Annotated in this window: 25 protein-coding genes and 1 riboswitch; of the genes, 11 read left to right on the plus strand and 14 right to left on the minus strand. The window is 69.3% G+C overall.

Annotated elements, in window-relative coordinates; all coding sequences use genetic code 11:
- The 3 genes from ASG17_RS03640 to ASG17_RS03650 are packed head-to-tail and all read left to right on the plus strand — an operon-like array spanning nt 1 to nt 1,465.
- A complete protein-coding gene (locus ASG17_RS03640) occupies nt 1-387 on the plus strand; it encodes a VOC family protein (RefSeq protein WP_056099331.1) in 387 nt (128 codons plus the stop codon).
- A complete protein-coding gene (fghA, locus tag ASG17_RS03645; RefSeq protein ID WP_056099334.1) occupies nt 384-1,229 on the plus strand; it encodes an S-formylglutathione hydrolase in 846 nt (281 codons plus the stop codon). Before ASG17_RS03640 ends, fghA begins: the two co-directional genes overlap by 4 nt.
- A complete protein-coding gene (locus ASG17_RS03650) occupies nt 1,226-1,465 on the plus strand; it encodes a hypothetical protein (RefSeq protein ID WP_056099336.1) in 240 nt (79 codons plus the stop codon). Before fghA ends, ASG17_RS03650 begins: the two co-directional genes overlap by 4 nt.
- A gap of 293 nt (nt 1,466-1,758) precedes the next feature.
- Here the strand turns inward: ASG17_RS03650 and ASG17_RS03655 are convergent, their stop codons facing one another.
- Nucleotides 1,759-1,986 carry a hypothetical protein gene (locus tag ASG17_RS03655; protein WP_056099339.1) on the minus strand — a complete coding sequence of 76 codons (228 nt, stop codon included), beginning with the start codon at nt 1,984-1,986 and terminating at the stop codon, nt 1,759-1,761.
- Nucleotides 1,987-2,165: 179 nt separating this feature from the next.
- Between ASG17_RS03655 and ASG17_RS03660 the strand changes: the two genes are divergently transcribed.
- The 3 genes from ASG17_RS03660 (at nt 2,166) to ASG17_RS03670 (ending at nt 5,600) form a co-directional block, all read left to right on the plus strand.
- The gene (locus ASG17_RS03660) at nt 2,166-2,780 is read left to right on the plus strand and encodes a superoxide dismutase (protein ID WP_056099341.1); all 615 of its coding nucleotides are present in this window, start codon (nt 2,166-2,168) and stop codon (nt 2,778-2,780) included.
- 106 nt (nt 2,781-2,886) lie between these two features.
- Complete coding sequence (locus ASG17_RS03665) at nt 2,887-3,801, plus strand: MBL fold metallo-hydrolase (protein WP_235560351.1); 915 nt, start codon at nt 2,887-2,889, stop codon at nt 3,799-3,801.
- A gap of 242 nt (nt 3,802-4,043) precedes the next feature.
- Complete coding sequence (locus ASG17_RS03670) at nt 4,044-5,600, plus strand: beta-xylosidase (RefSeq protein ID WP_056099344.1); 1,557 nt, start codon at nt 4,044-4,046, stop codon at nt 5,598-5,600.
- Here ASG17_RS03670 and ASG17_RS03675 read toward each other — a convergent pair.
- The 3 genes from ASG17_RS03675 to murC all read right to left on the minus strand — a co-directional run bounded on the left by ASG17_RS03675 (nt 5,597) and on the right by murC (nt 10,330).
- Entirely contained in the window at nt 5,597-6,763 is a 1,167-nt protein-coding gene (locus ASG17_RS03675; RefSeq protein ID WP_200935022.1) for an N-acetyltransferase, read from the minus strand. The two genes, ASG17_RS03670 and ASG17_RS03675, sit on opposite strands and share 4 nt — an antisense overlap.
- A 92-nt stretch (nt 6,764-6,855) precedes the next feature.
- Complete coding sequence (locus ASG17_RS03680) at nt 6,856-8,895, minus strand: TonB-dependent siderophore receptor (protein ID WP_056099352.1); 2,040 nt, start codon at nt 8,893-8,895, stop codon at nt 6,856-6,858.
- A 31-nt stretch (nt 8,896-8,926) separates the two neighbouring features.
- Entirely contained in the window at nt 8,927-10,330 is a 1,404-nt protein-coding gene (gene murC, locus ASG17_RS03685) for a UDP-N-acetylmuramate--L-alanine ligase (RefSeq protein ID WP_056099355.1), read from the minus strand.
- 69 nt (nt 10,331-10,399) lie between these two features.
- Here murC and ASG17_RS03690 point away from each other — a divergent pair, with 69 nt between their 5' ends.
- On the plus strand, nt 10,400-11,236 hold the full coding sequence (locus ASG17_RS03690; RefSeq protein WP_056099358.1) for an LD-carboxypeptidase: 837 nt from the start codon (nt 10,400-10,402) through the stop codon (nt 11,234-11,236).
- A gap of 57 nt (nt 11,237-11,293) precedes the next feature.
- Here the strand turns inward: ASG17_RS03690 and thrB are convergent, their stop codons facing one another.
- Together thrB and ASG17_RS03700 are read right to left on the minus strand one after the other, a co-directional pair.
- Complete coding sequence (gene thrB / locus ASG17_RS03695; RefSeq protein ID WP_056099364.1) at nt 11,294-12,238, minus strand: homoserine kinase; 945 nt, start codon at nt 12,236-12,238, stop codon at nt 11,294-11,296.
- Nucleotides 12,239-12,251: 13 nt separating this feature from the next.
- Nucleotides 12,252-14,009, minus strand: coding sequence for a homoserine dehydrogenase (locus ASG17_RS03700; protein WP_056099367.1), 1,758 nt, complete (start codon nt 14,007-14,009; stop codon nt 12,252-12,254).
- A gap of 413 nt (nt 14,010-14,422) precedes the next feature.
- Nucleotides 14,423-14,538, plus strand: a riboswitch (SAM riboswitch).
- Nucleotides 14,539-14,615: 77 nt separating this feature from the next.
- Here ASG17_RS03700 and ASG17_RS03705 point away from each other — a divergent pair.
- From ASG17_RS03705 to ASG17_RS03720, 4 genes are all read left to right on the plus strand, one after another.
- Nucleotides 14,616-15,665: a homoserine O-succinyltransferase gene (locus tag ASG17_RS03705; protein WP_056103038.1), complete on the plus strand. Its 1,050-nt coding sequence runs from the start codon at nt 14,616-14,618 to the stop codon at nt 15,663-15,665.
- Nucleotides 15,662-16,843, plus strand: coding sequence for a cystathionine gamma-synthase (metB, locus tag ASG17_RS03710; protein ID WP_056099369.1), 1,182 nt, complete (start codon nt 15,662-15,664; stop codon nt 16,841-16,843). Before ASG17_RS03705 ends, metB begins: the two co-directional genes overlap by 4 nt.
- A gap of 94 nt (nt 16,844-16,937) precedes the next feature.
- The gene (locus ASG17_RS03715; protein WP_056099373.1) at nt 16,938-18,125 is read left to right on the plus strand and encodes a divergent polysaccharide deacetylase family protein; all 1,188 of its coding nucleotides are present in this window, start codon (nt 16,938-16,940) and stop codon (nt 18,123-18,125) included.
- Between the two features lie 186 nt (nt 18,126-18,311).
- Entirely contained in the window at nt 18,312-18,788 is a 477-nt protein-coding gene (locus tag ASG17_RS03720; RefSeq protein WP_056099376.1) for an RNA pyrophosphohydrolase, read from the plus strand.
- Here the strand turns inward: ASG17_RS03720 and ASG17_RS03725 are convergent.
- The 8 genes from ASG17_RS03725 to ASG17_RS03760 form a co-directional block, all read right to left on the minus strand.
- The gene (locus ASG17_RS03725; RefSeq protein WP_056099378.1) at nt 18,785-19,234 is read right to left on the minus strand and encodes a PaaI family thioesterase; all 450 of its coding nucleotides are present in this window, start codon (nt 19,232-19,234) and stop codon (nt 18,785-18,787) included. The two genes, ASG17_RS03720 and ASG17_RS03725, sit on opposite strands and share 4 nt — an antisense overlap.
- A gap of 58 nt (nt 19,235-19,292) precedes the next feature.
- Nucleotides 19,293-19,547 (minus strand): hypothetical protein, encoded by a 255-nt coding sequence (locus ASG17_RS03730; protein ID WP_056099380.1) that lies wholly within the window; start codon nt 19,545-19,547, stop codon nt 19,293-19,295.
- 85 nt (nt 19,548-19,632) lie between these two features.
- On the minus strand, nt 19,633-20,616 hold the full coding sequence (locus ASG17_RS03735) for a metallophosphoesterase (RefSeq protein ID WP_056099383.1): 984 nt from the start codon (nt 20,614-20,616) through the stop codon (nt 19,633-19,635).
- Nucleotides 20,617-20,624: 8 nt separating this feature from the next.
- Nucleotides 20,625-20,894 carry an ATP synthase F1 subunit epsilon gene (locus ASG17_RS03740; RefSeq protein WP_056099386.1) on the minus strand — a complete coding sequence of 90 codons (270 nt, stop codon included), beginning with the start codon at nt 20,892-20,894 and terminating at the stop codon, nt 20,625-20,627.
- A 2-nt stretch (nt 20,895-20,896) separates the two neighbouring features.
- Nucleotides 20,897-22,438 carry a F0F1 ATP synthase subunit beta gene (atpD, locus tag ASG17_RS03745; protein ID WP_056099389.1) on the minus strand — a complete coding sequence of 514 codons (1,542 nt, stop codon included), beginning with the start codon at nt 22,436-22,438 and terminating at the stop codon, nt 20,897-20,899.
- Between the two features lie 37 nt (nt 22,439-22,475).
- Nucleotides 22,476-23,354 (minus strand): F0F1 ATP synthase subunit gamma, encoded by an 879-nt coding sequence (locus ASG17_RS03750; protein WP_056099392.1) that lies wholly within the window; start codon nt 23,352-23,354, stop codon nt 22,476-22,478.
- Nucleotides 23,355-23,386: 32 nt separating this feature from the next.
- Nucleotides 23,387-24,919: a F0F1 ATP synthase subunit alpha gene (gene atpA, locus ASG17_RS03755; RefSeq protein WP_056099394.1), complete on the minus strand. Its 1,533-nt coding sequence runs from the start codon at nt 24,917-24,919 to the stop codon at nt 23,387-23,389.
- A 67-nt stretch (nt 24,920-24,986) separates the two neighbouring features.
- On the minus strand, nt 24,987-25,541 hold the full coding sequence (locus ASG17_RS03760) for a F0F1 ATP synthase subunit delta (RefSeq protein WP_056103040.1): 555 nt from the start codon (nt 25,539-25,541) through the stop codon (nt 24,987-24,989).
- Nucleotides 25,542-25,861 lie beyond the last annotated feature (320 nt).

A 25,861-nucleotide genomic window follows, 5' to 3' on the forward strand; every position in this document is an offset into this window, starting at 1 on the left:
ATGTTCACCCACGTCGTCCTGGGCGCCAACGACATCGAGGCGTCGCGCAAATTCTATGACGCCGCCCTCGGCGCCCTGGGCATCGAGCCCGGAACGCCCGACCCAAAGGGGCGCATCTGGTGGCGCACGCCGCGTGGCAACTTCGCCATTACCACCCCGCTGGACGGCGAGGCCGCCTGCCACGCCAACGGCGGCACGATCGGCTTCTCGGCCCGCGAGCCCCAGATGGTCCAGGCCTTCCACGACGCCGGGGTCGCCGCCGGCGGCCGCTCCATCGAGGACCCGCCCGGCGAGCGCGCCGGCCCCTTCGGCGCGATGATCCTCGCCTATCTGCGGGACCCGGACGGCAACAAGATCTGCGCCCTGCACCGACCGAAGACCGCATGACCCTGCAAACCACCAAGACCCACATCGTCCACGGCGGCGTGCTGAAATACCTGCGCCACGACAGCGCCGCGACCGGCACGCCCATGACCCTGTCGGTCTTCACGCCGCCGGGAGAGGGGCCGTTTCCGGTCCTCATCTGGCTCAGCGGCCTGACCTGCACAGAGGACAACTTCACCACCAAGGCCGGGGCCTATGAGGCGGCGGCGAAGCACGGCGTCATCATCGTCGCGCCCGACACCTCGCCGCGCGGAGACGGCGTGGCCGACGATCCGGCCTATGACCTGGGGCAGGGGGCTGGCTTCTATGTCGATGCGACGCAGGCGCCGTGGGCGCCGCACTTCCGCATGGAGACCTATGTCACGGACGAGCTGATCGCCCTGATCGATGCAGAGTTTCCGACGACTGGCGTGCGCGGCGTCAGCGGCCACTCCATGGGCGGCCACGGGGCGCTGACCCTGGCCCAGCGCCATCCCGACCTCTTCCAGTCGGTTTCCGCCTTCGCGCCGATATCCTCGCCGACCCGCTGTGCCTGGGGCGAAAAGGCCTTCACCGCCTACCTGGGCGCCGACCGCGCCGCCTGGGCCGAACACGACGCGGCCCTGCTGATTGAGGGGGGCGCGGCGCGAGGGGTCTACGACGACATCCTGGTCGATCAGGGCGACGCCGACAGCTTCCTGACGGACCAGCTGAAGCCCGAACTGCTGACCGGGGCCGCCGCCGCCGTGGGCCAGACCCTGACTCTGCGAATGCAGCCCGGCTACGACCACTCCTACTTCTTCATGGCCAGCTTCATCGCCGATCATGTGGCCTTCCACGCGGAAAGGCTTAAGGGACCGGCATGAGCCAGTCAGACGCCACGCCGGACTACACCGAGATGTTCGCCGCCCTGTGCCGCGAGCTGGGCTACTGCCTGCACGAAAAGGGCGAGAAGCGCGTTCTCGCCGCCCTGCCGAACGGGCTGGACGCGGCAGTGCGGGCGGTGTTCGAGGCCGAGGGCGTCGACTTCCCCTCCACCACCGGCGACCACCGCCGCGCCGTGCGGGACTGCTTGAAGGCGAACCTGCCGGCTGAGGGTTGAACCGACCTTTTCTTTCGTCATCCCCCGACTTGATCGGGGGACCAGGCGGCGCCGAAGGCGATCTTTGCAACGGTCGTGGCTGAACAGCTTCGCGCTCTCGCGCGCCGCCTGGTCCCCCGGTCTCCGCTTCGCTCCGCCGGAGGATGACGAAAGTGGTGGGGCAGCCAAAGGCAGTCCACACAACGATCACAGCGAAGACCATAAAGGCCACGACGGGCGCGGCGTTCGTTGTGGCCGTCGTGCCTCGTCGTGTGCGTTGTGACACCTTGAGCGCTACCGCGCTCCCTCAAGCCTCAGAACGGAAACGCTTCGCCGCCGCTGGAGCACAGGCGCCGTTCCATCCGCTTGTTCGCATGGACCCGCACCAGCCGCCTCGCGCGCAACTGTTCGTGCAGGCTGTCGGCAAGACACAGGATCTGTTCGTCGCTCAGACGATCGGTCACGTCCGACAGCTGCTGGCGGATGGCTTCCAGCTGCAGGGCGTTGACGCACAGCGGCGCCAGTGAATGAACGTCTCCCATCACGGCTCCTCCTGAAGCGCGTTCAACGTGTGGAGATAGAACCGACGGCCGCAACCTTAAGTTCCCGGGCATCGTGCCTAACCATCCATGAACGGAACAAAGGTTCCTGCGGGGGCTTGGGATCGGCGAACGGGCGCCTAGATCAGGCCCCCCGAACGGATCGACCAAGGAGCCTGCCGATGGCCTTCACCCTGCCGCCTCTTCCTTACGCCTATGACGCGCTGGAGCCCGCCATCGATCAGGAGACGATGACTTTCCACCACGACAAGCATCACCAGGCCTACGTCGACAATCTGAGCAAGGCCGTCGACGCCGATCCGGCCCTGCAGGGCAAGTCGCTCGAAGAGCTGTTCGCCAACATCGGCGCGGCGCCCAAGGCGGTTCGCAACAACGGCGGCGGACACTGGAACCACAGCCTGTTCTGGGAGCTGCTGGCCCCCGTCGGTAAAACCGGCGAACCCTCGGCCGAACTGGCCGCCGCCATCGACCGCGACCTGGGCGGGCTGGACAAGTTCAAGGAAGATTTCAACGCCGCCGGCGCCGGCCAGTTCGGCTCGGGCTGGGCCTGGCTGATCGTCCAGGACGGCAAGCTGAAGGTCACCTCGACCCCCAACCAGGACAACCCCCTGATGGACGTGGCTGAGCAGAAGGGCGCCGTCGTCCTGGCCGCTGACGTGTGGGAACACGCCTATTATCTGAAGTACCAGAACCGCCGCCCGGAATACCTCAAGGCCTTCTGGACCGTGGTGAACTGGAACAAGGCGAACGAACTCTACGCCGCCGCGACCGCGTAAACGGGCGAGAAGCGAACAGAGTTGAGTCGTTTTTCCTCTGTTCGCTTCACCCCTCCCGTTCTGACATGTGCACGATGTGCACTCGAAAAAACCCCGGAGCCCGCTCGTGACCCTGGTCCCCTTCCGCCTTGCCACCGCGCTTCTGGTCACCGGCTTCGTCGTGGCCGCCTGCGACGCGCCGACCGCGCCGGCTGATGCGCCCCAAGCCGCCGCGCCCGCCAGCCCTGACGTCAGCCCGTTCCGCATCGGCGCGCTGCAGGCCTGGTCGCTGAAGGACGGCGACATCGTCATGCCCGTCGCCGCAGCCGAGTTCCCGTGGACGGACGGCCCGGCGGTTCAGGCGGCCCTGACCGCCGGCGGCCAGCCGACCGACCAGATCCGCCTGTCGATCCAGCCGCTGCTGATCAAGGACGGCGAGCATCTGGTGCTGATCGACACCGGCGCGGGCGGGGCGATGGGGACCGAGGGCAAGCTGGTCGCGTCGTTGCGCACCGCCGGCTTCCAGCCGACCCAGGTCACCGACGTCCTGATCTCCCACGCGCATGGCGACCACGTCGGCGGTCTGGTCGATGCGGACGGCCGATTGGCCTTCCCCAACGCTGTCGTCCGGATGAGCACGCCGGAATGGGCCTTCGCCCAGCAAACCGCGGAGGCGGAGGGCGCCGGCCCCCTGCTGGCCGCCATCACGCCCAAGGTCCAGGCCTTCGCGCCGGGCGCCCAGGTCACCCCCTCGATCAAGGCCGTGCCCCTGCCGGGCCACACGCCGGGCCACTCGGGCTACCAGATCGCCTCGGGCGACGGCCGCCTGCTCTACATCGGCGACGCCCTGCACAGCTCGGTCATCTCGGTCGCCCGCCCCGACCTGGTGAACGGCTGGGACAGCGACAGCCCCGCCGCCGTCGGCACGCGCCGCCAGCTGCTGGCGAACACCCAGTGGGTCTACGCCGGCCACTTCCCCTTCCCCGGCCGCGGCCGCTTCCAGCCGTTGGGCGAAGGCTACGTCTGGGCGGCGGAGCGCTAGGATCCTCCACCGCTCTTGGGCGGGGGAGGGGGATCACGAAGTGGTGGAGGGGGCGAGGGCATACGCGCCATCTGCTGCTGACGCTCGACCCAGCTTTCGCCCCCTCCACCGCAAGCGGCCCCCCTCCCCCGTGAAGAACGGGGGAGGATCTTTGTCGCAGGCCGCCATCTTGCCGCTCGCCGCCACTCCCGCTACGCCTTCTCCCCAATAGTCAGACAAAACGGGGACGGACGATGGGTTGGATGCGGAGCCTTCTGGCGGGGGCTGTGGCGGCGATCGCCTTGGCGGCCGAACCCGCACTGGCTCAACCCGCCCCGCGCGTGGTCACCGCCGACCTGGGCGCCCCGACCACCCCGCGCGACCGGATGGCCGACTTCTCGATCGGTTCGGACTATCCCGGCACCCTGATCCGCGACGACAGCCTCGGCCAGCTGCAGACCGCCCAGAACGAGCTGGGTTTCCGTTACATTCGCTTCCACGGCATCTTCCACGACGACTTGGGGACCTACCGCGAGGTCGACGGCAAGCCCGTCTATGACTGGACGCGGATCGACTACCTCTACGACCGCCTCTTGGGCATGGGGCTGAAGCCGTTCGTGGAGCTGGGCTTCACGCCTGACGCCATGAAGACGTCCGAGCAGACCATCTTCTATTGGAAGGGCAACACCTCCCACCCGGTCCCGGCCAAGTGGGACGGCCTGGTCGACGCCTTCGTGCGCCATCTGATCGACCGTTACGGGATCGAGGAGGTTCGGACCTGGTATTTCGAGGCCTGGAACGAGCCCAATCTGGACGGCTTCTGGGAGCGGGCGGACCAGGCGGCCTATTTCGACCTCTATGGCCGCTCGGCGCGGGTGATCAAGGCGATCGACCCGGCGCTGCGCGTCGGCGGCCCGGCCACGGCGGGCGCCGCCTGGACGCCCGAGTTCATCGCCTATGCCGACGCCAACAACCTGCCGATCGACTTCATCGCCACCCACACCTACGGCGTCGAGGGCGGCTTCCTGGATGAGTACGGCGAGGGCGACAACCGCGTCCTGCAGACCGACAAGGCCATCGTCGCCGACGTGCGCCGCGTGCGGGCCGAGATCGAGGCCTCCAGCCGCCCCGGCCTGCCGCTGTTCTTCACCGAGTGGAGCGTCAGCTACAATCCGCGCGACCCGGTGCACGACGACTACATGAGCGCCGCCTACATCATCGAGAAGCTTCACCAGGTCGAAGGCGTGGTGCAGGGGATGAGCTACTGGACCTACTCGGACCTGTTCGAGGAGCCCGGCCCCCAGACCCGCGCGTTCGATGGCGGCTTCGGCCTGATGACACCGGACGGGATCCGCAAACCCAGCTGGTTCGCCTACAAATACCTGAACGCCCTGGGCGACGCCGAACTGCCCAGCGGCGACGGCCAGTCCATCGTGGCGCGCGACGGCGATACGCTGCAGGTCCTGGCCTGGAGCTTCAGCGGCCCGCCCGAACAGGACGTCAGCAACCGTCCCTTCTTCCGCCGCGTCCGCCCCGCCGCCGAGGCCGCCCCGGTCCAGATCGCCTTCGCCGGCCTGACGCCGGGCGCGCATCAGGTGATGGTCCGCCGCGTCGGCTTCCGCAACAACGACGCCTACACCGCCTATCTGGAGATGGGCCGCCCGGAGAAGCTGACCGCCGAGCAAATCGCCGCCCTCAACGCCTTGTCTGACGATGAGGCCGTGATGCACGCGGTCACGATCGGCGCCGACGGCAAGGGCGTGCTGATTCTGCCGATGCTGGAAGGCGACGTGGTGCTGGCCGAGGTGGCGACCCGCTAGGCCTTGGCCACCCGGCCTTCGTTCTTGCCCTCGGTCTGCGGGGCCGGGACGCGCTGGCCGGCGGTGCGGCCCGCCGTCCGCAGCGGCGCGGGCCGTGTGCAGAAGCTGTAGTCGCCGTCGAAGGGGGTCGGCGCCCATTGGTCGCCGCCCGGACCGTCCGGGTCGAACCAGGCGTGGCAGTGGCCCCAGCCGCCCTCGCGCCGCGCCGTCCGCACCAGGGGCCCTAGGGCCTCCAGCAGTTCCGGGTTGACCACCTGCAGCCGCACCTTGGCGACGGCCAGCGCCTGGGCGTTGTCCAGCAGGGTCCGCGCGAGGGCGAAGACGGCGTCGCGCTCGCCCTCCAACGCGATCAGGTCGATGATCTCCAAGAACGGCGGCTCGATCGCATTGCCCTTGCCGATCTGGGCATAGGCGTAGCCGATGATCCGTCCGTCGCGTCGATAGGCAAGCAGCAGGGGCGCCAGCGTCTGGTCGGGGTCCGACACGCGCCAGCGCATCGCCTCGGGGCTGCGGTCCGCCACCATCCGCCCTTCGGCCTTCAGCGTGTCCCAGAACCGGCCGTAGTCCGAACCGTCGGACAGGTCCGTCACCACCTCGATCCAGTCGGGCAGCTTCAGGCCATCGACGTCACCCAGACGCGGGCTCATCAGCCGTTCGCCCAGCGGCCGGGCCAGCCCCGGCGCCCGCTTGACCAGGCCCCGCAGCACCCGTCCGGTCAGGCAGGCCAGGGGATCGATCACCCACGACAGCTTCAGGGCGTGGGTGTCGGGAAATGGCTTCAGATCGAAGCGAGGATACAGCCGCGCCGAGGCCGGATTGGCGTTGAAGGTGAAGACGCTGAATACGCCGTCCTGCCGACACACCGACCGGATCAGACCCCGGCTGCATCCGGCCAGTTCCGGGGGCACGACGATGGAGAAACCCTGCGCCCCGAAGTATTCGCGCCCGTCTTGCCAGAAGCGCTGGATCATGTTGCCGACGAAGGCGCGGGCGACGCCGTCCCGATCCTGAACGACGTAGCCGACCGGGGCGTCCAGCGCCTGGCGGGCCGGGTTGTCCTCCAGCCAGCGCCAGCCCGCGCTCGACCGCTCCGGCCACCACACCGCGCGGTGCAGGGCGTTGACGTCGGCGTAGTCGCCCTGATGGACAGGACGGACGCTCACCGTGGATCGATCCGGGACGGACGAGGGGTCATGAACGCGCATGAGCAGACATTACGCCACTCAGGTTAACAACCTGAGATTGCAACCTCGGGTCACCTCGACAATGTCAGTCCTACCATGACGGTTCGCGGCGGGCCGAGGCTCTCGACCCCCGTGCCGGTCTCGGCGACCTGCACGTTTGCATCGAGCAGGTTCTCCGCCGCCAGCCAGAGGCCGAGGCCCTCGCGCACGGCCCAGTCGGCGCGGGCGTCCACGGCGACGGCGGCCTCCAGCACCCGGCTGTTCAGATCGTCCTCGAAGCGGTCGCTCTCATAGCGGGCGGCGACGCCGAGGGTCAGGCGCTCGGTGGCGCGCCAGTCGGCGCCGGCGGTGGCGCTCCAGCGCGGGGCCTGGGCGGGACGCAGACCCGTCAGCTGCGGCGCGGCCGATCCGCCGTCGATGTCCGCGTCGGTCCAGCTGGCGGCGGCGCGCAGGGTCAGTCGGTCGCCGGCTTCGACGGCGCCGTCGACCTCCACGCCCACCGCCTTGATGGTCCCCGCATTCTGACGCTGGCGCAGGACGCCGCCGGCCGGAACAAAGCCCGCGCGCGGGAAGGTCGCCGGGCCCTCGCCGATGGTGACGTTCACGATGGCGTCGTCGATGGCGTTCCAGAACACGGTCGCGCCCCAGCGGACCGCCCCGCGATCAAAGGCCAGTCCCGCCTCGACGCCCTTCAGTCGCTCGGGCTCCAGCGCCGCATTGGCCTCGGTCAGATCGTTGCCGACGCGGAAGGGCCGGTGCAGCTCGTTCAGGGTCGCCGGGCGAAAGCCGGAATAGGCCGCGGCACGCACCGCGTAGCCGTCGCCGATAGCTCGCCGCGCCGCCAGCCGCGCGCTGAAAACCTCGCCAGACCGGTCCGGGTCGGTCTCGTCCAGCGTCGCCGCGCCCGTGGCCAGATCGGTCTCGTAACGGAAGCCGCTGGTGTTTTTCCAACGGTCATAGCGTGCGCCCCCGGCGACCAGCCACGGCCCGGCGCTCCACGAGCCGTCGACGTAGCCGCCCGCGACGCTGGTCTCGCCGCCCGCCTGCCGGCCGCGCGTGAAGGCGCCGGCCATGTAGCGGAAGCGCTCGTTGGTCTCGCCCTCGTTGAAGCGGGCGTCGGCGCCGAGTTCCCATTCCAGCCGTCCGCCCATGACGTCGGCGGTGCGGCGGCGCAGGGCGGCGTTCAGGCCCCAGCCGGTCGCCGGCGTCTTGAACTGGTCGTTGGCGGGCGTGGTGGTGGCGCGGTCGGCGGCGACGGCGGCCGAACTGTTGGCCAGATCGCTCTCGATCCGCCAGGCCTGCAGGCGCCAGCCGTATCCGCCGTCGGTCGGCGCCCGGGCCGCTGTGGCGCTCAGGCTGTGGCCGCTCGCATTGGCGCGGGCGCCCGCGAAGCCCGACCCACGGTCCTCCTCCCACGCCGCTGCGCGCAGCGACAGGTTGGCGTCGCCCAGTGGCGTGTTTAGGGGCGCATCGGCGCGCAGGGCCGCGCTGCGGGCGTCCAGGTCCAGCGGCGTATCGGCCGCGCCCGCCGCCGCGCCGCGCACGGGGACGTAACCGCCCGAGGTCTCATAAAGGCCCGACGCCGTCAGGGCGAAGGCGCCGATCCGCGCCGTGCCCGACCCTGCGACGCGCGCCCCGCCGCGCTCAGCCGCCGAGGCGTTCAGCATGGCACCGCCGTCGCGTTCACGCAGAGTGATGGTCCCGGTCAGGGCGCCGGCCCCGTACGGTCCCGACCCGGCCCCGCGCACCACATCCAACCCGTCCAGGCTCTCCGGCGAGGCCTGGGACCAGATCACCCAGCCGCCGAAGGGATCGTTGATCGGAACCCCGTCCAGCAGGACCAGGGTCCGCCCCGCCCCGGACGGCGCGATGGCCCTGAGGCTGATCCCCTGCGTCGTCGGATTGGCCGCCAGGCTGGTGGTCCGGCGAAACAGGCTGACGGCTGGGATCTCCTGCAGCGCCTCGTCCAGCCGCTGCGACCGGTCCAGATCCTCGCGGCCCAGGCGGATGACGGAGAAGGCGGCCTGCGCCTCGGCGGGCGGCAGGCGCGCGGCGCTCACCACCACGTCGGACAACTGGGCGGGCGGGGGCGGCTGGGCATCCTGGAACATCAGCTTCCTAACGGACCGATACGGCCGAGGTTCAGCGCCGCGACAGGCTGTCCAGCAGATCGGCGGCGAAGACGGACAGGGTGTCGTCACGCGCGCCCATGACGACAATCCGGTCGCCCGGCTGGGCCAGCTCCAGCAGTCGATCGCCACAGGCGGCCCGATCGCTCAGCGCTTCGGCATTGCGCCCCGCCGCCCGGACGCCGGCCGCGATGTCCTGCGACCCCACGCTGCGGTCGGTCGTGCCGCCGAAATAGACCGGCTCCGGCATCAGCAGAACGTCGTCCTCGCGCATCAATCCCGCGAAGCCGTCGATGAACTCGTGCTTCATGAGCTTCAGCGGCCCGAACCCGTGCGGCTGGAATAGGATCAGCAGCCGCCCCGGATAGGCGTGCAGGGTCTTCAGCGTGGCGGCGATCTTGTCCGGGTTGTGCCCGAAGTCGTCGATGACCGTGACGCCCGCGGCCTCGCCCACCGTCTCCAGTCGCCGCCGGATGCCGGCGAAGCTCTCCAGCGCCTCGGCCGCCGCATCCGCCGGCACGCCCAGGGCGCCGACGGCGCCGATGGCCGCCAGGGCGTTGGCGACATTGTGCGCGCCGGGCGTCTTCAGGGTCACCGCGCGGCGCAGGCCGTCGCGCGTGACCAGTTCGAACCGCACGCCGCCGGGCAGGGGCTCGATGGCGTGGGCCGAAAGGTCCGCCGCCTCCTCGCCCAGCGCGAACGTCACCGCCTTGCCCGCCGGCAGGGTCTGCGCCAGCGCCGCCGTCTCGACGTTGTCCAGGTTCAGCACCGCCGTTTCGGCCCGCCCGGTGAAGCCGCCGAACAGGTCGCGCAGCTCCTCCATCGACTTGTGATCCAGCGAGATGTTGGAGACCACGGCCACCGTCGGATCATAGCGGGCGATGGAGCCGTCGCTTTCGTCCACCTCGGCCACGAACAGGTCTGCGCCGCCGACCAGCGCGCTGGCGAACGGCTGGTCCGGGCCGGCGAAGTTCTTCATCACCGCGCCGTTCATGACCGTCGGCCGTCGTCCGGCCCTGTGCAGGATCCAGGCGATCATGCCGGTGATGGTCGATTTGCCCGAGGTGCCCGCGACGCCCACCGACACCTCGGCGCCGTTGAACAGCTCGCTCAGAAGTTGGGGCCGCGTCTTGATCGTCGCGCCCGCGCGCCGCGCGGCGCCGATGTCGGGCACCGTGTCCTCAACCGCGCCGGTGGCGACCACGATCTGCGCAGCCCGCGTCACGCCCGACCCGTCCTGCGGATGGAGCGTCACGCCTTGGCCGCGCAGCCAGTCGAACTTCTCCGGCGTCCGCCCCTGGTCCAGCGCCCGGTCCGACCCCTCGATCCGCCCGCCGCGCGCCTGCACGATCATGGCCAGCGGCAACATGCCGGACCCGCCGATGCCGCAGAAGAAGTAGGATGCGTCGGTGCTCATCCCGCCTTAGAACAAGGCTTCGCGTCGATCCGCCAGTGCTGACGGCAATTTTCCGACGCGAAGGGGATCATGATCGCCAACCACTTCAAGATCGGCGTCGTCGCCGCCAGCTCCCGCTTCGACCCCGAGCGCGGGGCGGCGATCGAGGCGTGGTTCGCGCAAAACGTCCCGGACGGCGAGATACAGATCGTCTTCCACCCCTCGGTCTATTCCAAGCACGGCCATTTCGCCGGCGACGACGCCAGCCGCGCCAACGCCCTGGTCGAGTTCGCCAACGATCCGCGGCTGGACGCCGTCTGGTTCGCGCGCGGCGGCTACGGCTCCAACCGCATCGCCGAGGCGGTGCTGCCGCGCCTGACCGCCGTGGCGCGCAAGAAGCGCTATCTCGGCTATTCCGACGTCGGCAGCCTGCTGGCGTTGTTCTACAAGGCCGGGTTCCCGCACGTGGCGCACGGGCCGATGGCGTCGGACGCGCTGCGATCGGACGCGACCGCGTGGCGGGCGCTGAACTGGCTGAGGGACGGCGATGCGACTTCGCTGGAGCCGAGCCTGGCCGAGGACGCGCGCCCGGCCGTCGCCTTCAACCTGTCGATCATTGACCAGGTCGTCGGCACCCCGCTGGAGCCCGACCTGACCGGCCACGTCCTGATGCTGGAGGAGGTGTCGGAGCCGCTGTACCGGATCGACCGGATGATGTTCCACCTGACCAGCCAGGCCTCGATGAAGCGGTTGGCCGGCATCCGTCTGGGCAGCGTCACCGCCGTGGTCGAGAACGACCCTGACTTCGGCCTGACCCCCGAGGAGATCATCCGTTACTGGTGCCAGCGCAGCGGCATCCCCTACCTCGGCCGCGCCCGGATCGGCCATGACGCCGACAATCACGTCGTGCCGTTCGGACCCCGCTAGGCCCCTGCTTCGTCAGCCTTGGATCAAGTCCGGGGATGACGACGTCAGGTGCGCGCCTCAGTTCACCGAGACGCTGCGCCAATAGTCCAGGCGGCGCAGGAAGGCGGCCGGGTCCTTGGGCGTGACCAGCTTGGATGGGTCGTGGAAAACGCGGTCGTGCAGGCGGGTCAGGGTGAAGCGCAGGGCGGCGGCTTCGCCCAGGCGCGGCAGGGCTTCGCGCTCAAGCGGCGACAGCGGGCGGACAGCCTCATAGCCGCGCTGGAAGGCGGCGAGGGCCGTCTCATCCGGCCGGCCTTCGCCGTCGAAGCCCCAGGCCGACAGGGCGATGGCCAGGTCGTAGGCATAGGCGCCGTTGCAGGCGAAATAGAAATCGATCACCCCTGACACGGCGCCCTGGTCGAACAGGATGTTATCGGGAAAATAGTCGGCGTGGATGGGACCAGAGGGAAGGTCGTCCTTGAACGGATCACCCAGCCGCTTCAGCCCTGCCTCGACCTGATCCAGCAGCACGCGATCGACGCCCGACGCGCCCGCCGCGCAGCGGTCGGCCAGCCGCCGCCACATCGCTGGCCCCACGGGGTTCTCGCGCGTGCGTCCAAAGCCCTGACCGGCCTGATGCAGCCGCGCCAGCACAGCGCCTGCCGCCGTCTGGTCGGCCGGCGACGGCGCGCGCAGCCACGCCCCCTCGCGCCACTCGATGACCGAGGCCGAGCGCCCGTTCAGCGTTCCGATCCAGCCGCCCTCGCGATCCGGGATCGGCTGTGGGGCCGGAAAACCCTTCAGCGCCAGCCAGTCGGTGAGGCCCAGGCAGAAGGGCAGGGACGCCGCGTCCGTCCGCCCCTCGAACAGGGTCAGGACGAAACGGCCACGGTCGGTCTCCATACGGTAGTTGGTGTTCTCCACCCCCTCGGCGATGGGCGACAGCGCCATCAGGTCGCCGACGTCATAGCCCTCCAGAAAGGCCTCGGCCTGGGCGTTTGATACGGGAGTGAAGACAGCCACGGCGGGGGTCCGATCAGGTCAGGCCGGCTTCGGCGCGCCGTGCACGGACGATCTCGCCGAGATCGGCCATCAGGCTCTCCGTCGTCGCCCAGCGACCGGCGCCGCGCCCCTTGCAGCGCCAGACCCGGCCGTCGGCCCCGTAGACCTTCAGCGCATTGCCCTCGCCCCGCAGCTCCAGGAACAGGGCGTCGTCCTGGTCCGTCAGCGAGACGGAGGCGTCCAGCTCGCCGTTCTCGAGGCGGCGGCAGGCGCCGATCTGGCGGACGGCCGGACTGGCGTCGGTCGTTTCCGACAGGTGGTCGCGTGACACGGCGGCAAGCTCCGGCGAGCGGCCGAAAGCTTCGTAGGACAGCAGGCGCACCTTGGCGGCCGCGTCCAGGCCTTCCAGATCGGCCGAAGGATCCTCCTCGGCGAAGCCGGCGGCGCGGGCGTCGGCCAGGGCCTCGGGGAAGGCGGCGCCTTCGCCCAGACGTTCCAGCATGAAGTTCACCGTGCCGTTCAGCACCGCCTCGAAGGCCACGACCTGACCGGCCTGACGCGCCGCGCGCATCGTCTCGATCATCGGCGCGCCGCCGCCGACGGAAGCCGACCAGTAAAGGCGCCGGCCATGGGCGTCCGCGAGGGCCTCGAGGCCCGACGGATCGCGGCTGACGGCCTGCTTGTTGGCGCTGGCCACGTCGCAGCCGGCTTCCAGGGCGGCGCGGATCAGGGCGTGCCCGGCCTCGCCCTCGCTCATGGCTTCCAGCACGATGTCGGGCTTGCGGGCCAGCAGGGCCTCGCGATCGTCCGTAAACAGATCGGCGGGGCAATCGATGTCGCGCGGCTTGGAAGGATCGCGCACCAGCACGCCTACCACCTGATAGCGCGGATCGACCAGCAGGCGCGTCAGCACCCCGCCGCCGACCACGCCGCACCCTGCCACCGCCACCTTCAGCGGTTGAAGACGCGGCGCCGGGCCGGGAGGCGCCGAACGACGGCCGATGACGGTCGAATCGACCCGGTCCAGCGCCGCGACCTCGATCTCCACCCCTCGCTGTTCGCCCAGATCGATGGCGTCACGCTGCACCAGCGAGCCGCCGAGGCGGCGCGCCACGTCCCAGGACGCACGGCGATAGCGCAGGGCCGGGGCCGTCTGGTCGTTGGGATCGTGGTCGTAGAGCCCGTCGACGTCCTTCACCAGCCGCACCGACGACAGGCCCAGCTCGGCCGCCAGGAACACGGCCGTCAGGTCCGAGCCGCCGCGACCCAGCAGGGCGACCTTGCCGTCCGGGCGGATGGCGCCGAAGCCGGGCACGATCACCGCCTGATGCCGGTCCAGCGCCTGCTTCAGGTGATCGGGCCGAAGGCCGCAGGGGCGGGCGTGCTCGGCCGGACCCTCGGCGACGATGCCGAGTTCGCGCACCGACAGGGCGCAGGCGTCCAGCCCGACGCGGTCGCAGGCGATGGCCACCAGGGCCGCGGCCTGCTCTTCCCCCAGCGCCACATAGCCGGGCAGCAGGTCGTTGGAATGGGCGAGGCCCAGTCCGCGCGCGTCGGCCAGCATCCGGTCGGTGTCGCCCGAAAAGGCAGACACCACCGCCACGACCTTCTTGCCCTGCCGCACCTGGGCGTAGACGGCCGAGGCGACCAGGGCGCTCTCGGCGTGGCCGCGCAGGATGGAGCTGCCGAACTTCATCACCACCGTCTCCTGCCCGGCGAAGGCGAAGGCGGTGGGGCTGAGCGGCTTTTCACTGGATCGTTTGTCGGCTTCGACGACGGCGAGGGCGGGCATGGTGTGAGCTTTCGGGCGGTGGGGATGGGGTGAAATGAAAAACCCCGCTCGGCGGACCGGGCGGGGTTCGGGTTTGTGCGGCGTCTTCAGGTGCGCGCTAAACTCGTCCCGCCCGTCTGGGCATGGTGGTGATGGTGGTTCCGGTTCCGGTGGTAATCATGCCGAAACGCCCCGCGCCGATGAGCGAGAGGGACGAAAGGCCGGCGATGATCGAGCGCTGCTGCACAGGCTGGGATCCGGTTGCGATGGCCTAAGGGTGGGCCGGGTGACGGCGATACGTCAACCCTGTCAGCATGAATTTTTCGTTGAGGGCGTCTGATGGATGACCTTGACCCCGTCGCCGCGCCATTACCGCCACGGTCGGCACGATTTTTCCCCCTTGACGATCGCGGCTGGTTTCCTCAGTTTAAAGACACTCATCAAGACCGGCTGAGGGATTAGGCCCTTTGACGCCGGGGCAACCATCGGGTTCCGCCCGAAACGGTGCCAACTCCTGCGGGGGTCCTTCGGGGTCCGCGAGAGATGAGTGGAGCGCCGGTTCACGGCGGCGCCCCACGATCTGTCACCGCATCGAGCTCTTGGCGAGCCGGAATGATGCGGACGACGATGACCCTGGCTGAAGCAACCTACGACGAAACGACCTGTAGCTCCGGCGCCCTGCTGCGTGTGCCGGAAGCCCCGGCAGCGCGTCCGCGCGGCGCCCAGGACATCTTCGCCGACATCCCCGAGGACTTCCGCCTGGCCTCGGGCGAGCGTTTGGGACAGACCCGGGTGCTGGGGCGGCTGCACGGCCGGGCCGGCGCGCCGCTGGTCGTCGTGGCCGGGGGCATTTCGGCCAGCCGGTTCGTGCACCGCACCGAGACGAACGGTCTGGGCTGGTGGTCGGACGCCGTGTCGTCGCGCGGCCCCATCGATCTGTCGCGCCTGCAGGTGCTGGCCTTCGACTTCGCGCCGGAGACGGCCGAGGGCGCCGGCCCCGTCACCATCACCACCCACGATCAGGCCCGCTTGCTGGCCCTGCTGCTGGACAAGCTGGGCGTGGAGCGGGTCGGCGCCTTCATCGGTTGCTCCTATGGCGGCATGGTCGCCCTGGCCTTCGGCGAGCTGTTCCCCCGCTGGGCCGAGCAACTGGTCGTCGTCTCGGCCGCCCATCGCGCCCATCCGCAGGCCACTGCCTGGCGCGGTATTCAGCGCCGCATCCTGCAACTGGCCGCCGAGGCCGGTCGTCCCGAGGACGGCGTCGCCTTGGCCCGCGAGCTGGCCATGACCACCTATCGCACCTCGGAAGAGCTGGGCGACCGTTTCGAGACCACGGCCCCGGCCAGCGTCGGCGGCGCCTATCCGGTATGCGACTATCTGCAGGCGCGCGGCAATGCGTATCGCACCCACACCACGCCCGCCCGCTGGCTCAGCCTGTCGGACTCCATCGACCGCCACAGCATCACGCCGGAAGCGATCCGCACGCCCGTGACGCTGGTGGGCTTCACCTCCGACCGGCTGGTGCCGATCGACGACATGCGCGAACTGGCCGCGCGCCTGCCGGTCCTGTGGCGCTTCGTCGAGGCGCCCTCCCTGTATGGCCACGATGCTTTCCTGAAGGAGGACGCCCTGGTGGGCGACATCCTCCGCGCTGCTCTCAAGGAGACGGGCCGATGACCCGCCACAAGACCCCGTCCAATCCCTCGACCATCGCCGCGCGCACCGGCGTGGATAGCGACACGGCCCACGGCGCGGTGATGCCGCCGCTGTATCTGTCGTCCAACTATTCCTTCGCCGGTTTCGACCAGAAGCGTCAGTACGACTACAGCCGCTCGGGCAATCCGACCCGCGACGTGCTGGCCGAAACCCTGGCCGAGCTGGAAGGCGGCGCCGGCGCCGTCATCACGGCCACGGGCATGGCGGCGGTCGATCTGCCGCTCAGCCTGCTGAACCCCGGCGACCTGCTGATCGCGCCGCACGACTGTTACGGCGGCACCTGCCGCCTGCTGACCGCCCGCGCCAAGAAGGGCCACTTCGACCTGAAGTTCGTCGATCAGGGCGACGCCGCCGCCCTGGCCGAGGCCTTGGCCGCCGGTCCGAAGCTGGTGCTGATCGAGACCCCGTCCAATCCGCTGCTGCGTGTCGTGGACGTGGCCGCCATCGCAACGGCCGCCCACGCGGCGGGCGCCAAGGTGGTGGTGGACAACACCTTCCTGTCCCCGGCGCTGCAACAGCCGATCAAGCTGGGCGCCGACTTCGTGGTCCACTCGACGACGAAATACATCAACGGCCACTCCGACGTGGTCGGCGGCGCCGTGGTCTCGGCCGACGCCGAAGACCACACGACCCTGGCCTGGTGGGCGAACTGCCTGGGCGTCACCGGCTCGCCGTTCGACGCCTATATGACGCTGCGCGGCGTGCGCACCCTGTTCGCCCGCATCGAGCGCCAGCAGGCCACCGCCGGCCGCATCGCCGAACTGCTGGACGCCCATCCGGCGGTGAAGGTGGTCCACTATCCGGGCCTGAAGTCTCACCCCAACCACGACCTGGCCGCGCGCCAGCAGTCGGGCCCCGGCGCCATGCTGTCGTTCGAGCTGGAGGGTGGGGTCGACGAGGTGCGGCGTCTGGTGGAGGCTTTGGACGTCTTCACCCTGGCGGAATCGCTGGGCGGCGTCGAAAGCCTGATCGCCCACCCGGCGACGATGACCCACGCCGCCATGACCCCGGACCAGCGCGACCTGGCCGGCATCACCGACGGCCTGATCCGCCTGTCAGTCGGGCTGGAGCATGAGGACGACCTGATCGCTGATCTGGCGCCGGCGCTGGACGCCCTGCGCGTGCGGGCGGCGGCGTAGGGCTCTCGATCATGGTGAACGCCCGTTAGGCTTTCTTAACCGGCACGCGGGCAATCTGACGGGGCGGGAGTCCGCCCGCTCAGCGTCGCCTGTCATGTTCGCCAAACGCCAGTCCGCCCTCGCCGCCGCCGCCGGCGCCCCGCCCAAGGGGCGCGGGCTCGACGCTGCTCCGATCCTCGAGATCCTGCGCCGCCCGCCTGTGCTGGTCGGTGTGGCGGGCCTGTTGCTGATCGGCGCGGTGGCCCTGTTCCTGACCGTGCTGGGCGACCCGCGCGCGGGCACGCCGTCCGCCCGTGTCTCTCTGCACCGCGATGCGCCCGAAGCGGCGCCGCCGCCCACGGGGTTGGAGGCCTTCTCCGCCGGCGCCATGGGCTTTTATCAGACCCTGACCGGCCAGGACGGCGCGCCCACCGATGCGGCGGGCGGCGAGGCCCTGATCACCCTGCCGGACGGCGCCACCGTCGCCGGCGGCGTGCCGACCAGTGCGCCGCGCCTGGCGGCCCAGCCCCTGCCGACCGCTCCCATCGCCGGCCTCAGCCAGCCTGGGCCGAACGGCCCTCTGCCCGTCATCGCGCCGGACGGCCGCAGTCCCGCCATCGCCTATGCACGTCCGTTCCGCCCGAACGGCAAGCCGCGCGTGTCGCTGATCGTCGGCGGCCTGGGCCTGAACGCCGTCACGACCCGCGCCGCCATCGAACGCCTGCCGGCCGACGTCACCCTCAGCTTCGTTCCCTATGCTGAGGGCCTGCAGGGCTGGATCGACCTGGCCCGCGCGCAAGGCCATGAGGTCATGATCGAGATCCCGATGGAACCGTCGGGCTATCCCGACAACGATCCCGGCCCCTATACCCTGCTGACTTCGTCCAGCGAGGACGATCTGCACGCCAAGCTGGCCTGGCTGCTGGGCCGCGCCACGGGCTACTTCGGGGTGACCAACTACCTGGGCGATCGGTTCGTCACCAATGACGCGGGGATGTCGACGCTGCTGTCGACCCTGCGCCAGCGCGGCCTGGCCTTCATCGACGACGGATCGACCCGCAAGCCCGGGGCCTTCACCCGCGCCAGCGCCAACGCCGTGATCGACGAGACCCAGACCCCCGCCGCCATCGTCGCTGCCCTGAACGGGCTGGAGGCGACGGCCAAGCAGCGCGGTCAGGCCCTGGGCGCCGGCTTCAGCTATCCGGTCACCGTCGAGGCCGCTGCTCGTTGGGCCGCCGGTCTGGACGCTCGCGGCCTGCAGCTGGCCCCCGCCAGCGCCATCACCCAGCGGCCGGGCCGGTAAGGCGCACAGCCTCTCCCTCCCCGTCTCGGGGAGGGCAGCTGCCGAAGGCAGCGGGTGGGGACGGCCAGGCGAACGTGCGCCAAGTATCGCCAGGCCGCCCCCACCCCGGCTTCGCTTCGCTGCGCCATCCCTCCCCGAGCCGGGGAGGGAGAGACTCGGCGCCCTGATCCCGCTAAACCGCGCGCCGTGACCGACACCGACCTTCCCCGCCACCGCCCCAATGTGGGCGTCGTCCTGTTCCATCCGGATGGCCGCGTCTGGTACGGCCGCCGCGCCGGCAGCGCCTCGGATTATTGCTGGCAGTTCCCCCAAGGCGGCGTCGACGAGGGCGAGGATCTTGAGACCGCCGCCCGGCGCGAGCTTCAGGAGGAGACGGGCGTCACGTCCATCGAGTTGTTGGCGCGCACCGACGGCTGGATCGCCTACGACTTCCCGAAGGACTACGGCGGCTCCAAACAGGCGCGAGGGTATCTGGGCCAGAAGCAGGTCTGGTTCGCCTATCGTTTCACCGGCGAGGAGAGCGAGATCGACCTGGAGGCGCACGAAGTGGAGTTCGACGCCTGGCGCTGGGGACGTCTCGATGAAGCCTGCGATCTGATCGTGCCGTTCAAGCGCCCCGCGTACGAGCAGGTGGTGGCGGCGTTCGGCGTCTTCGCCGCCTAGCGCTCCATCACCAGGCAGGTCGAGGTGGCGGTGGCGTACAGCTTGCCGTCCACGCCCCGCAGGTCCGCCTCGGAAAAGGCCGCCCGCCGTCCTACCTGCACGATCCGGCCCGTCGCGATCACCGGCGTGTCGGCAGCCAGGGCGCGGTGGAAGACGGTCTTCAGCTCCAGCGTCGTGTAGGCCTGACCCTGCTTCAGCATGGCGTGGACCACGCAGCCGCAGGCGGAGTCGAGAATGGTTGCGATCCAGCCGCCGTGGACGGTGCCGAGCGGATTGTAGACCGCCTTGGTGGGCGTGCCTTCGAACACGACCCGGCCTTCCTCGACCTCGACCAGATCGAAGCCGACGGTGGCGCCGATCGGCGCGATCGGCGCCTCGCCGCGCATGGCGGCCCGCAGCTGCTCCAGGCCGCTCAGCAGGGTCAGGTCGATCAGGGCGTCGGTCATGTCGGGCTCCGGGGAAAGTCCGTCCACAATAAGGACGGACGCCGCCAGAGCAAGCGGGTCAGCCCCTGGGCGCGAACGCCAGCCTGACCAGGCCGATCACGGCCACCAGCGCCCAGGCGCCCTCCATCAGCACGGCCGACAGGTTGAACTCGAAGAACAGCGACCAGAGGATCAGGATCGAGCCGATCAGGTTCAGCAGCAGCGCCGGCGCCTTGGTGGCGTCCATCCGTCCGGTGGTGGCGCCGGCATAGGCTACGATGACCAGCAGCACGCCCACGACGCCCAGGGCGTTGACAATATCCGGCAGACTCATGGTTCGGATCCCTTTTGAGGAGCCGGGCCGTCCCGGACTTGAACCCGTTGACGCGGGGCGAGGACGTGGCCTCGTCTTGCGGGCGCTATCTAGGGCGCCGGGCGGCGGGGTCAACCTGTCGAGGTGCCTGAAGCGTCACCACCACGATCTCGGGCGGCGCGCGGAAGCGAACAGGGAAGATCGACACGCCGACCCCGCCGGTCACGAACAGCTTCCGGCCGCCCTCGTCGTAAAGACCACACGACCAGCGATACGAAGCCAGGGAGGGCAGCACCAGACGGCCGAGGATCGGCAGGTTGACCTGTCCGCAATGGGTGTGCCCGGCCAGGGTCAGGGCCACACGCGGCGGCACGTCCTCGAACGGGTCGGGCCAGTGGGTCAGGAGGATCACCGGCGCATCCGCAGGCACGCTCGCCACGGCGTCGGGCACTGATGGCGCCATCCGTTCGGAGACCATGTCCGCCACGCCGCCGATCCAGAACGGTCCTGTCGGCCGGGAGACCGGGGCGGCCCGGTTCTCCAGCACCTCCACCCCGCCACGGCGCATGGCGGCGGCGATCTGAGTCTCGTCGAACCAGCTGTCGTGGTTGCCCAGCACGCCGTAGCGGCCCAGCGGCGCCCGCAGGCCCGAGAAGGCTTCGACCCCGGCCAGGATCTCGGCCTGTTCGGCGCGAGGACGCGCCCCGGCGGCGCGATGTCCGCCGGTGTAGTCGCCCAACAGGACGACGACGTCGGGCTGCTCGGCGTTCATGCGGGCGACCAGCCGTTCAATCCGCGGGACATCGACATGGGGCGCCGCGACATGGGTGTCGGAGATAACGCCGATCCGCAGCGGCGGTCCCCGCCAGGCTGCGCTCTCGACCGTGACGTGGCGCACGGTCAGCGTGGCGGGCTCGACGATGAACCCCCAGACCCCGAGCGCCCAGGCCACGGCGGTCAGTCCGGCCACCGTCCAGCCAAGAAAAATCCGGCGGACGCTCAGCATCCGCCGGACCCATAGAAACACCAGCACAGGACCGACGATGGCGACGGCCCAGGCGAGGATCAGAACCATGTCCGATCCCGTCATCGCCGGTCTCAGGCCGTCGCCACTTCCGTGGCGTGTTCGGCCAGGATGGTGAGGCCGGCGGGCGTCACGTCGGCGAAGCCGCCGTGGACGTCGAAGCGGCGACGGGCCGAGCCGTCGATGACGGTGACCACGCCTTCGCGCAGGGCCGTCATGAAGGGCGCGTGGTTGGCCAGGACGCCGAAGTCGCCCTCGACGCCCGGCGCGTCGACCTGATCGACGAGGCCGGAAAAGACCTCGCGCTCAGGCGACACCAGGGAGAATGACAGCTTGCCGGCCATGCTTAGGCTTCCGACGCCATCTTCTGGGCCTTCTCGACGGCCTCTTCGATGGCGCCGACCATGTAGAAAGCGGCTTCCGGCAGGTGGTCGTAGTCACCGGCCACGATGCCCTTGAACGAGCGGATCGTGTCTTCCAGCGAGACGAACTTGCCGGGCGAGTTGGTGAACTGTTCGGCCACGAAGAAGGGCTGCGACAGGAAGCGGCTGATCTTGCGGGCGCGCGAGACGACCAGCTTGTCCTCTTCCGACAGCTCATCCATGCCCAGGATGGCGATGATGTCCTTCAGGCCCTTGTAGGACTGCAGGACTTCCTGGACCGAGCGGGCCACCTGGTAGTGCTCTTCGCCGATGACCAGCGGGTCCATGATCCGCGAGGTCGAATCCAGAGGGTCCACGGCCGGGAAGATGGCCTGGGCAGCGATGTCGCGGCTCAGGACGGTCTTGGCGTCCAGGTGGGCGAAGGAGGCGGCGGGCGCCGGGTCGGTCAGGTCGTCGGCGGGAACGTAGATGGCCTGGATCGAGGTGATCGAGCCCTTCTTGGTCGAGGTGATGCGCTCCTGCAGGTTGCCCATCTCGGTGGCCAGCGTCGGCTGATAGCCCACGGCCGAAGGGATGCGGCCCAGCAGAGCCGACATTTCCGAACCGGCTTGCGTGAAGCGGAAGATGTTGTCGACGAAGAGCAGCACGTCCTTGCCTTCCTCGTCGCGGAAGTACTCGGCCTGGGCCAGGCCGGTCAGGGCGACGCGGGCGCGGGCGCCGGGAGGCTCGTTCATCTGGCCGTAGACCAGGGCGCACTTGGAGCCTTCGGTCGAGCCGCCGTTCTTGGTCGGGTCCACGTTGACGTTGGACTCGATCATCTCGTGATACAGGTCGTTGCCTTCGCGGGTGCGCTCACCCACGCCGGCCAGAACCGAATAACCGCCGTAGGCCTTGGCGATGTTGTTGATCAGCTCCTGCATCGTGACGGTCTTGCCGACGCCGGCGCCGCCGAACAGGCCGGTCTTGCCGCCCTTGGTGTAGGGGCACATCAGGTCGATGACCTTGATGCCCGTGACCAGGATTTCCGACGAGGTCGACTGTTCCTCGAAGCTGGGCGCCTCGCGGTGAATCGGGCGGAACATGTCCGTCTTGATCGGGCCCTGCTCGTCGATCGGCGCGCCGACGACGTTCATGATGCGGCCCAGGGTGCCGGGACCGACCGGCGCCAGGATCGACGAACCGGTGTCCGTCACCGGCTGGCCGCGCGTCAGGCCTTCCGAGGTGTCCATGGCGATGGTGCGGACCATGTTCTCACCCAGATGCTGGGCGACTTCCAGGACCAGGGTGAAGGGCTCGCCCGTCTTCTGGTCGACGTTCTGGGTTTCCAGCGCGTTGAGGATGGCCGGCAGGTGGCCGTCGAACTCGACGTCGACGACGGCGCCGATCACCTGGGCGATGCGGCCCGTGGCGACGGCGGCGACCGGCTTGGTCGAGGCGGCGACGGCGGACGCCTTGGGCGCGGCCGGCTTGCGGGTGGTCTTCTTGGGGGCGACGGTGTCGGTCATCGGTTCGTTCCGTTCGGAATGTCGTGTCAGGATCGGATCAGAGCGCTTCCGCGCCGGCGATGATCTCGATCAGTTCGGTGGTGATCTGGGCCTGGCGCTTGCGGTTGTACTGCAGGGTCAAGGCATTGATGAGGTCGCCCGCGTTGCGGGTGGCGTTGTCCATGGCGCCCATCTGGGCTCCGAAGAAGCTGGCCTGGTTCTCATACAGGGCGGCCAGGATCTGGGTCGTGATGTTGCGCGGCAGCAGGGTCTCGAGGATTTCCTCTTCCGAGGGCTCGTACTCATAGACCGCGCCGTTCAGGTCGATCGGCTCGGAGCCGCCGTCCACGACCGCCGGGATCAGCTGGCGCGGCGTCGGCACCTGCGAGATGACCGACTGGAAGCGGCTGTAGAACAGGGTCACCACATCCGCGTCGCCGTTCTCGAACGCCTCGGCGATCAGGGCGGCGATCGGCTCGGCCGTGGCCATGCCGATGACCTTGTGCTCCGACAGTTCGAAGGTGCGGATGATCCGGTCGCCATACAGACGGCCCAGGCCGTCGCGAACCTTGCGGCCCACGGCCACGATCTTCACGTCCTTGCCGGCGTTGATCAGGCTGTTGATCCGCTCGCGCGCGGCGCGGATGACGTTGGTGTTGAACCCGCCCGCCAGGCCCTTGTCGCCGGTCGCGACGACGATCAGGTGCTTCTGGTCCGAACCGGTGCCGGCCAGCAGCTTGGGCGCGCCGTCGCCGGAGACGCCGGCGGCCAGATTCGCGATCACCGCCGCCATCTTACGGGCGTAGGGACGGGCGCTTTCAGCCTGATCCTGGGCGCGCTTCAGCTTGGCCGCGGCGACCATGTTCAGGGCTTTCGTGATCTTCTGCGTGGATTTCACGCTACCGATCCGATTGCGCATTTCCTTGAGGCTGGCCATCCGGGGCTACTCTCTCAGCTTTCCGGTCAGTCTCAGGCGAAGGTCTTGGTGAAGGCGGCCAGGACGTCCTTCAGTTCGGCTTCCAGCTCGGCCGTCAGGTCCTTCTTGGTCCGGATGCCTTCCAGCAGGCCGGGGTTGGAAGACTTGATGCGGGCCAGCAGTTCCGACTCGAAGCGGCCGATGTCGGCCACGGCGACGCCGTCCAGGTAGCCGCGCGTGCCAGCGTAGACCGAGACGACCTGCTCTTCCATGGTCAGCGGCGCGTACTGGGGTTGCTTCAGCAGCTCGGTCAGGCGAGCGCCGCGGGCCAGCAGCTTCTGGGTCGAGGCGTCCAGGTCCGAGCCGAACTTGGCGAAGGCGGCCATCTCGCGGTACTGAGCCAGCTCGCCCTTGATGGTGCCGGCGACCTTCTTCATCGCCTTGGTCTGGGCCGACGACCCCACGCGCGACACCGAGATGCCGACGTTCACGGCCGGGCGGATGCCTTGGTAGAACAGGTCGGATTCCAGGAAGATCTGGCCGTCGGTGATCGAGATCACGTTCGTCGGAATGTAGGCCGACACGTCGTTGGCCTGGGTCTCGATCAGCGGTAGGGCGGTCAGCGAGCCCGAGCCGTAGTCGGCGTTCAGCTTGGCCGAACGCTCCAGCAGGCGGCTGTGCAGATAGAAGACGTCGCCCGGATAGGCTTCGCGGCCCGGCGGACGGCGCAGCAGCAGGGACATCTGGCGATAGGCGACGGCCTGCTTCGACAGGTCGTCATAGACGATCAGGCCGTGCATGCCGTTGTCGCGGAAATACTCGCCCATGGCGGTGCCGGCGAACGGGGCCAGGAACTGCAGCGGGGCCGGCTCCGACGCCGTGGCGGCCACGACGATGGTGTATTCCAGCGCGCCGGCTTCCTCGAGCGTCTTGACGATCTGGGCGACGGTCGAGCGCTTCTGGCCGATGGCGACGTAGATGCAGTAGAGCTTGGCGCTCTCGTCGGTCGTGGCGTTGACCGACTTCTGGTTCAGGATGGTGTCGATGGCTACGGCGGTCTTGCCGACCTGACGGTCGCCGATGATCAGCTCGCGCTGGCCGCGGCCGACGGGGATCAGGGTGTCGATGGCTTTCAGGCCCGTCTGCATCGGTTCGTGAACCGACTTGCGCGGGATGATGCCGGGGGCCTTCACGTCGACGCGGCGACGCTCGGTGAACTGGATCGGGCCCTTGCCGTCGATCGGCTCGCCCAGCGGGTTGACGACGCGGCCCAGCAGGCCCTTGCCGACCGGCACGTCCACGATCTCGCCCAGGCGACGGACTTCATCGCCCTCGGCGATGGCGCGGTCTTCGCCGAAGATCACGGCGCCGACGTTGTCGCGTTCCAGGTTCAGGGCCATGCCCTTCACACCGGCCTTGGGGAACTCGATCATTTCGCCGGCCTGGACGTTGTCCAGACCGTGGATGCGGGCGATGCCGTCGCCGACCGACAGCACCTGGCCGACGTCGGACACGTCGGCTTCGACGCCGAAGTTGGCGATCTGCGACTTCAGGATGGCCGAGATTTCGGCGGCGCGGATGTCCATGGGGTCTCTTTCGTCTTGGTCTTCGGTGCGGGCCGTCAGGCACGCTGCATGGTTCGTGTGGTCGCGCTTACGCGCGCTTGAGGGCAAACTTCATTTGGTCGAGCTTGGTCTTCAGCGAAGCGTCGAACAGCTTGGAGCCGACCTTTACCTTCAGGCCGCCCAGCAGGCTGGGGTCGACCCGTGCGGTCAGTTCCGGCGCCTTGCCCACGGCCTTCAGCAGGGCCGAGCGGATATGCGTCAGTTGAGTCGCCGACAGCGGCAGGGCCGAGACCACCTCGGCGGCCACGACGCCGGTTTTCTTGGCGTAGAGGGTTTCAAAGGCGGCGATCACGGCCGTCAGGTCGCGGATCCGGCCGTTCTGGGCCAGCAGGCCGAGGAAGTTGCGGGTCACGCCGTTGAAGCGCGCCTTTTCGGCGATGGCGCCGAGGCCACGGCCCTGGTCCTCGGCGGCGATGACCGGCGAGGTGATCAGGCGGCGCAGGTCCGCGCTCTCGCCATAGGCGGTTCGCAGGCTCTTCAAGTCGGCGCGCACGGCCTCCAGGGCGCCGGTCTCGTCGGCCAGGTCGAACAGCGCTTGTGCGTAGCGCTCACCGACTTGCGTCGTTCTGAAATCGTCAGCCACAGCCAAAAGGTCCGCGATAGTAGGTTCGGGTCTAGCCCGGCGGCGGTCACCGCCCCGGACAAAGGCTTGAAATGCTTTAGGAAAGCACGCCAGAGGCACATCAGGTGATGCATCTCTCGGCTAAGCCGGGCGCCTGATAGCATTTGTCCCGGACCGTCGCAACCGAAGCCGATGCCGCAGTTCACGCCCGCGTGATATTTGTTGCGCCCATGCGGCCGCAACCCGCTGGCGGCGTGCTCTGTACGCCGCCATGGCGACATCCTGACGCTGGGGCCAAATCGCAAGCTGCGCTAATAGGCGATCACGCTCACAGGGAATTC

This window comes from Brevundimonas sp. Leaf363 (assembly GCF_001424025.1).
Classification (GTDB): Bacteria; Pseudomonadota; Alphaproteobacteria; order Caulobacterales; family Caulobacteraceae; genus Brevundimonas.